Origin of the sequence: Azomonas macrocytogenes, from assembly GCF_014191985.1 — a bacterium.
In the GTDB taxonomy this organism is placed as follows: domain Bacteria; phylum Pseudomonadota; class Gammaproteobacteria; order Pseudomonadales; family Pseudomonadaceae; genus Azomonas; species Azomonas macrocytogenes.
Genome location: NZ_JACHXI010000027.1, coordinates 21,420 through 28,573 on the forward strand (window position 1 = coordinate 21,420; position 7,154 = coordinate 28,573).

Annotated in this window: 6 protein-coding genes and 1 pseudogene; all 7 read right to left on the reverse strand. The window is 56.0% G+C overall.

Annotation, left to right across the window (positions count from 1 at the left end; genetic code table 11):
• Window positions 1-654, reverse strand: coding sequence for an EAL domain-containing protein (locus FHR87_RS17405; RefSeq protein ID WP_183168043.1), 654 nt, complete (start codon window positions 652-654; stop codon window positions 1-3).
• Window positions 651-1,901, reverse strand: coding sequence for a TrbC family F-type conjugative pilus assembly protein (locus tag FHR87_RS17410; protein ID WP_183168045.1), 1,251 nt, complete (start codon window positions 1,899-1,901; stop codon window positions 651-653). Before FHR87_RS17410 ends, FHR87_RS17405 begins: the two co-directional genes overlap by 4 nt.
• A complete protein-coding gene (locus tag FHR87_RS17415) occupies window positions 1,864-2,379 on the reverse strand; it encodes a S26 family signal peptidase (protein WP_183168047.1) in 516 nt (171 codons plus the stop codon). The genes FHR87_RS17410 and FHR87_RS17415 overlap by 38 nt, the downstream gene beginning before the upstream one ends.
• Window positions 2,376-2,720 carry a hypothetical protein gene (locus tag FHR87_RS17420; protein ID WP_183168048.1) on the reverse strand — a complete coding sequence of 115 codons (345 nt, stop codon included), beginning with the start codon at window positions 2,718-2,720 and terminating at the stop codon, window positions 2,376-2,378. The genes FHR87_RS17415 and FHR87_RS17420 overlap by 4 nt, the downstream gene beginning before the upstream one ends.
• Window positions 2,713-5,166: a type IV secretion system protein TraC gene (gene traC / locus FHR87_RS17425; protein ID WP_338021272.1), complete on the reverse strand. Its 2,454-nt coding sequence runs from the start codon at window positions 5,164-5,166 to the stop codon at window positions 2,713-2,715. The genes FHR87_RS17420 and traC overlap by 8 nt, the downstream gene beginning before the upstream one ends.
• Entirely contained in the window at window positions 5,163-5,882 is a 720-nt protein-coding gene (locus FHR87_RS17430) for a DsbC family protein (RefSeq protein ID WP_183168050.1), read from the reverse strand. Before FHR87_RS17430 ends, traC begins: the two co-directional genes overlap by 4 nt.
• Window positions 5,883-6,956: 1,074 nt before the next feature.
• Window positions 6,957-7,154, reverse strand: a pseudogene (locus FHR87_RS17435) (glucose/galactose MFS transporter); the annotation flags it as partial.

Genomic DNA, 7,154 nt, shown 5'->3' on the forward strand with positions numbered 1-7,154 from the left:
TCATTTTTTCCACGCCATCGTGCCTAAAACGGTCGGTTTATGGTGGTAATACCCCTGCTGCCAGGTGATCCCCAGATCGCTGGCCATCTGGGAGAGAGCGGCGGACTCCACCTGCTCGGCAATGGCGCGAATACGATTGTCCTGACAGAACAGAATGTCGTGGCCGGCACCGGTAATGCGCCGCACATCGAATTTGCAGTAAGTCCAGGGGTAGTCACGCAATCGTGCGGGTGTCGAAAACGCCATCCCAAAGTCATCCAGGGCCAGCTCGACACCCAGCTCTGTCAGGGCACGCCAGCGGCTGGCCAGCGGCAAGTCGGGGACCGCTTCCGTGATTTCCAGTACCACCGAAACATGCCCCGCCGTTTGCAGCTTAGCGACCGCGTTTCGCCACAAATCGAAATGGGCTGCTGGAGCACCGAGGGTCTGGGGCGAGACGTTGATAAACAAGCGTGGGTAATCCGTCAGCTCATGGGCTATCCCGGCCAACTGCTGTACCAGGGCGAGATCCACCTCGGCCCAGTCAAGGGAAGGTCCCATGGCAGCCGGGCCAACCAACTGCCCCGCAGTTTCCCAGCGGCTCAGCACTTCAGCCGCCATGCATTGCTGGTTATCGGCACGCAATATCACTTGAAAGGCCGGTACTCGCTTCAAGGTTCGCCTACTCCCCTGAGACGAGGCCCAAGCTCGCGAATCACGAACTGGTTGTCCTGCGCCGTGATGATGCTTGGTACCGATTCCAGCTCGAAGCGTGCCTTCACATCCGGCGTGAGCAGATAAACCGGGGCATCCAAGGCGTCGGTAATGGATTGGTAGGAGGTCCAACCATCCGCTTTATCGACGCGGGTTACGAGATAGGTGATGCGTTGTACGCCCGGCTCCTGCTTCAAGTGGGGTACCGAGCGGAGCACTTGTTTCACCTGTTGGGCATCGAGCGGATCGAACACCACCACGGCTTGGGTGAAGGGACGGCTATCCAGCGGATTCACTCGGTCGCCAGCATGGGCGACAAACTGTCCATCCGAGGTTTGAATGTCTTGCGTCACCACGACCGACGGATCCATCCGGCGTGTCCGGTCCTGCGAAGCCCTGGGTAGCTCATGGAAGGTCTGCAGGGACCAGAAACGTTTTTTGGCGTTGTCCTTTTTCTGTTCCCAGTCGATGGCGGCCGCCCGCGCCTGCATTACCTCGATCAAATCCGGCTCGGCAATGGCTTGCAACGGCCCGCGCACGCCCAGGTCACCTTCTTTTCCCTTAGCGATTTCACGCTGAAGCCACTGTGGCTCGGCAATCCCCTGGACTCGGGCAATCACGGGTAACGGCCCCTGCTCATCAGTGCCTGGCCTGACTCGCGATACGAGGGTGGGGACGTGCGTGACGCCGTACTGTCGGAACAACACCGGGTCAAGAATGATGTTGGGTACCGGCTTTTGGGTCATGGCGAGCTTCTGGATAGCCAGCAGCCCCTCGCCCAGGGTGGTTCCCTCCGGAATACCCCGTAGCACCACGGCCATCTCCGGCTGGCCGGATACGGCTGACAGGATCTCGCTCAAGCCCTGCTCGCCCAGCGAATACGAGACGAACACCAGTGTCGAATACGCCGGCTCAGCCACTTTATCGGCCTGATGCTGCTGCATCTCTCGCATGAGCGGGTGCTCGGCTTGCAACTGATGCAACAACGCCTTGGCTTCACCGGTCGCGGCGTTCTGTTGCGCCCGCTTCATCCAGTCCTCGCCCAGTTGTGCGGCGGGATTGGCCTGGATGGCCTGGACTTGCTGGATCAACGCCATGTCTGGCGAGGAGAGCAGAAATTCGGCGTTTGCCACGCCGGTACAGCCGGCCAACAGCAGGGCAACAAGCCATCTAGAACAGGGGGTAGGCTCGGCCAATGATCTGCTCATCGTTCACCCCTCCCCAGTAGCGCGAGTCAAAACTCTGCGGGCTGTTGCCCATAAACCAGTATGTCTGTGGCGTCAGGACAGCCTTCCCGACAAAGCTTGCGACGGTGCGCCCGAGACGTTCGGCATGGGGCAGGCCCTTCCCGACCTCGTGGCCATTGACCTTGACGAGCTGGTCCGCGGTGACTTCCACCACATCTCCTGGCATGGCGGCCAGGATCTTCACCATCTGGGTACCGTCCTCGAAAAACGGCTGCAGATGCCGGGCTGAAAAAGCATAGGTGTGGCCTCGCGCCAACGACTTGTCGGCACGATCAATCAGGAAAAAGGTATAGCTGGGCAGACATTTCTCCCGTTGCGAATCCACGCCAATACGAAACCGGCTGCCCAAGGCCATGCCGGTTGCGCAAATCAGCCCGAAAGTCACCGCCATCTTGAGTAGGAAACGCGGGTAGGATTCTTTTTGGGTGATCCCTTTCATGGTTCATGGCCCTCCACGGTGCCCGCTACGATCTCTTCTGGCGGCAGGTACAGATCCGAAGGCGCGCTCAGGACGGCCTGGGCATCGATGACGAGATAGCCCGCATCACGCAGACGCGCGATCGCATCGTTGGTCCGCAGCATCAACTGATTGGTTTGCTCGGGTGTGGCCCCTTGAGGGTAGGAAGCGGCTAGCTTGGCCAGATCGATGAGCACGATCGGTGGGCTCTGTTCCAGGCGGTAGTGCAGCGACTGCTGCTGTTGGTAGAACAGCAGAAACGAAGCGCCGAATCCCAGAACCGCGCCCAGGACAGCCGCCACCGCGATGCTTTGCTTATCCATGCTGGGACTCCTGCCGATCACGCAGCACGGCATAGATGGCGTCGGTCACTTCGAGGCCTTGCTTGACGTACTGATTGATGGCGGCCACATCCCGTGGATCGGTGGAATACAGCAGCTTCTGAAAATCACCCACGACCAGGCGGCCGATACCCACGCCGGCATTGGATTTCACGAAGATTTCCGAATAGACGCCCAGGATCGTGTGCACGCTTTTGAGCATCTTGTAGCCACCCTCGGCCAAGGTCAGGCGACCGGTACGCTTGATCGACTCCACCGTTTCAGCGGTTTGCCCAAGCAGATACATGTTGGCGGAGTTTTCCGCGATGGCACGACCGACCGGGTTCTCATAGAGGTCATTGATCGATTGGGTGGCAATGACGACCGACCCGCCGTATTTACGGAACTTGCGGTAGGCATGCTCCATGAATACCGACACCTCGCCTTCCTTGAGCAGGTCCCAGGCCTCATCGATGATGACGATCTTCTTACGGTTGCGGTTGCCCAGGTACACTTCCTGCTGGATCTGGTAGATCAACTGCAACAGCACCACCTGGCGCAAGTGTTTACGTCCCTGCAACTCATCCAGCTCAAGGACGGTGAAGCGATTCTGAAAGGACACGTTATTGCGTTGCGAGAAATAGCGGCCGTAGGAGCCTTGGCTGGTGAAGGCATACAACTGTTGGCCAATATCCTTCAAGCGCTGATCTTCTGAGGCCAGACAGATCTCGGCAATATGGTCCACCTTCATGCCCTGGCCTTGTTCGCTCCAGACCTTAGCCATCATCTGCTTGAGCGCCGAGACCTGCAGTTCAGTCAGGTTGCCCCCCACCGAGGCCATGGCCATCACCAACGAGACCATGGCATCTTCCTCATCATCGTAGTTCTCGATCAGCTCGAACGGATTGAGGTTGACATTGCTACCCTCCTCGAAATGCACGAAGTCGCCTTCGAGCAGTGCGCAGAGCTTTTCGTAGGAGCGGCCCACGTCGATGACCCAGACATGAGCCCCCTCCGAGAGATAGGACATGATCAGCTCATTGACCAGAAAGGACTTGCCCGAGCCAGATTCGGCGGCAATGACCAGGTTTTTGTTGGTGTTGCTGTCATGCAGCGACAGGCTCATCAACTGGCCGTTTCGGGACAAGAGCGAGGCATGGAACGTCCCGGTGCCTTTCCATTCACCGAACAACGGGGCCAGGACGGCCGCTTGCTGAACGGTCATGGTTTTATGGCGGAACAGATCCTTCTGCGCCTTGATATCGGTGCACAACGGCAGGTTGTTAATCAGGGACGGCAACATGATGTATTTGTCTTCCATGATCTCGAACCGGGCCTCGCGCCAGAGGTTTCGAGCCGACATGGCAGCTGACTGCGCCCGTTCGGCGGTGGGGGCAAAGATCACCAGGGCATAGCTGAGCTTGATGGGCTTAAAACCTTCCTTGATCGAGGCGTAGAGGTCATCGAAGCTTTCGTGCTTGTCCGCCAGCTCAGGGACGAACTTCAGGAGCGGGCCATACGCCTGGTTCACCACGAACTGACGGTTGCGATCCAGTGCCGACTTGGTGGCTTCGGTTTCGGGGTAGTAGAGATTGACCACCACCATGTAGTTTTCGCGAACGCTGGAATCTCCTCCGCTCAGGTCCCCGACATAGCGGATGGCATCGCCAAAAAATGCCTTGTTAGGCAGTTTCTTGGCCGACAGCACCTTGACGTATTGCTCACCCAGTCGCACGGAGTCCTTGTTGACCTCCAGATCGGTACCGTAGTCGAACAACTGGCTACAGATCGGGGTGAAAGGGTCCCATTGCGCCGCATCATGACGCCATGAGGCATCCTTTTCCCAATTGAGCAGTGTGCTCATGAGGCGAACATAGCGGTCCGCATTCAGCAGCGTCGGCTGCAGCCCGATGGTCTGCAGCGAAGAGCGCACCTTGATGTTCAGCTGCTTTAATTCGTCGATTTCGTATGGACTGGGCTGCTGTCCGGTGATGGGGCATTTGACGGTAATGAGCAGTTTGGTGTCCTGCACGATCCCCAAGTTGAAATGACCGCTGCGCGAATCCGTCACCACCGGGTTGCACGCGTGATCGAGCAGAAACCGCTGGCGTTCCTTGATCACCGATGACATCAAGGGATGCTGGAAGTTGTCGCGCAGCCCCAGCATGTTATGCATCTGCTGGGTGATGTCAGGAGAGCGGAACAGCAGGAACTGGATATTGGTTCCGGTCGGAAATTCCTGGTTCAGGAAACCGTTGACCCGATCCTGAATTTTCTCATCCCCCGCGTTCAACGGTTCGCAGAGAAAGCCAAACCCCATGGATTTATCATCCATCAGGAAGAATTCGTGCTCTGGCGAATACGCCACGACCGGGATAATTCCCGAGGCCCGCATATGTTCCGGAATGAGGTGTTCCTGATATTTGCGCCTGATCGAAATGATGGTCACGGACGCCCCTCCAGAAAGGCCACGAGGTTGGTCGGTCGCCCACGCGCGATTCGGCCATCGGGCGCGACCACAAAGGGAACGCCATTGACCCCCACCATCTGCGCGGTCACCAGCGTCACGTCGTACTGGCGAGCATTGCAGTCCGCAACGGTTTCAAGCTGAGCCAGGGTGCCGGCCATCAAGGCAGTGAGGCGCTGGTTTCTGTCCTTGGCACAGAACAGGGTCTTGGCCAGCGCATGGGATTCATCACCCAGGGCCGGTACCGCAACGAACTTGAAGGTATAGCGATCGTCAGACTCAGCCAGTTGCTTGGCTTCGCTCATCAGCTCATGGCAGGGACCGCACTGCGGGTCGACAAACACGACCACTTCCTGGCTACCCTTGCCCACCGACACGGAATTGAGGGTGTCGATATCCAGGCCCATTTGTTTGAACACAATGCGGTCGGAAAGGGCTTCGATCTGCTCGAGGCTGTCGAGAGACTGACGGTTCCACACATCCACCAAGTGTCCGGTAATGACAAACCGGCCGTTCTGTGAAATCAGGTGAAGTTTGCCGTCGCTTTCAACCGCTCGCAGGCCGGTGATTGGCAGATCGACAATCCGGTCGATCGTGGGCACTGTTGGGGAGAGTGCATCGACATCCATGGCCAAGGCAGTCGGTGTAGTGCTGTAGAGCGTGACGGCTGCCAGCGTACCGGCGAGAAAAGACTTCATTTCGGGGCAAGTCCTAGAACGATGTGGAGCGCTTCATTCTAGGGATAGAGCGCTTTAAAACCGGCACGCCGAACTGCCCAAAAAGGGCAACTTGAGCAGGAAAAATGACCGAGTAATGGTCTGGTGACGGAGTTTGGTTACCAGGGTGAAATTTGTGGCCCGTTTTGGAGCGGTTTTCGAATAAAAAATAACTGAAATTCAAATGCTTAGGCTATATAAAAGCATTCTGCTCACCATGACCTATCTTGCGGGAGAGTCCTGACTATGCGTAAACCCGTTGTGTGTCTCCTTAAAAGACTCTGTCTTGCGTTAATGGTGATCGGCTTGTCAGGCTGCTCGGAGAGAGAAGACGCGGATCGCTCGAAAAATATTCAACCGCTGGAGGTCACTCTGACCAGCCCGATAGATGGCCAGACCCTGACGATCAGGGTTCCGGCATGCCAGGTTCGATGGATCAGGAAAATGGATAATTTTTTAGGCTTTGGTCGGCACTGAGAACTTGGTGATGCTACAGCCAGTTATGCTTACCCACGACCAGACAAAGGTGCTGATGGATTAAATATTACCGGCTTTAAAAAAAGAGCCAGAAGTGATTATTTTATTGATAATAGCCTGCAACTTATCGAAACCACGGAAAAGTACAAAAAATATTACTTTAAACCTAGCAATGATATTGTTTATAGCTTTATTTGGAAAGATGGAATCAATGTATATCTTCGCTATTTGAAAGATTATCCTTCTCCGATAACCGTCCATAGAAAGTTGAATGATCGCTTTGAGATAACCTATATCGTCCAGCACCACCCAATAGATTATCAGGCCTTTCTAGATACCGATTCCAAAATTGTGGGCTATGTCAATTCATTGATTTCGAGGAACTAAGATACAACTTTCCGAAAACTAAATAGGAGTTGAAAATAAACTTTCGGCGAATGCAGTAAACGTCGGGAGGGAGCTACAGAGAAGAGTTGTTCGTGTTGCAGCGCGGATAGCTCGATGCTCAGATGGGCCGGCATCATAAAATCTCATGAAGGGATTTAAGATGCCGACGTCTTGGTCATATATATATTTATACTAGCAGGCCTGAGGACGACGCGCATACCAGCCATAGCCGCTGATACCGGCGTAGCAGATTGCTGGAATGACCAGTGCAGCGGCGAGGGATGTTGTATCTGCTGCATAGCCGGTCAAAGGAGGCACGATCGCGCCGCCGACGATGGCACAGCAGATCAAGCCCGAGCCTTCAGCGGCACGCTCGCCAAGTCCTTCGGA

What these genes read in the sequence shown, in the direction of transcription:
- FHR87_RS17420 (WP_183168048.1), bottom strand. Translation starts at nt 2,720, where the DNA reads ATGGATAAGCAAAGCATCGCGGTGGCGGCTGTCCTGGGCGCGGTTCTG.
- FHR87_RS17410 (WP_183168045.1), bottom strand. Translation starts at nt 1,901, where the DNA reads ATGAGCAGATCATTGGCCGAGCCTACCCCCTGTTCTAGATGGCTTGTT.
- FHR87_RS17415 (WP_183168047.1), bottom strand. Translation starts at nt 2,379, where the DNA reads ATGAAAGGGATCACCCAAAAAGAATCCTACCCGCGTTTCCTACTCAAG.
- FHR87_RS17430 (WP_183168050.1), bottom strand. Translation starts at nt 5,882, where the DNA reads ATGAAGTCTTTTCTCGCCGGTACGCTGGCAGCCGTCACGCTCTACAGC.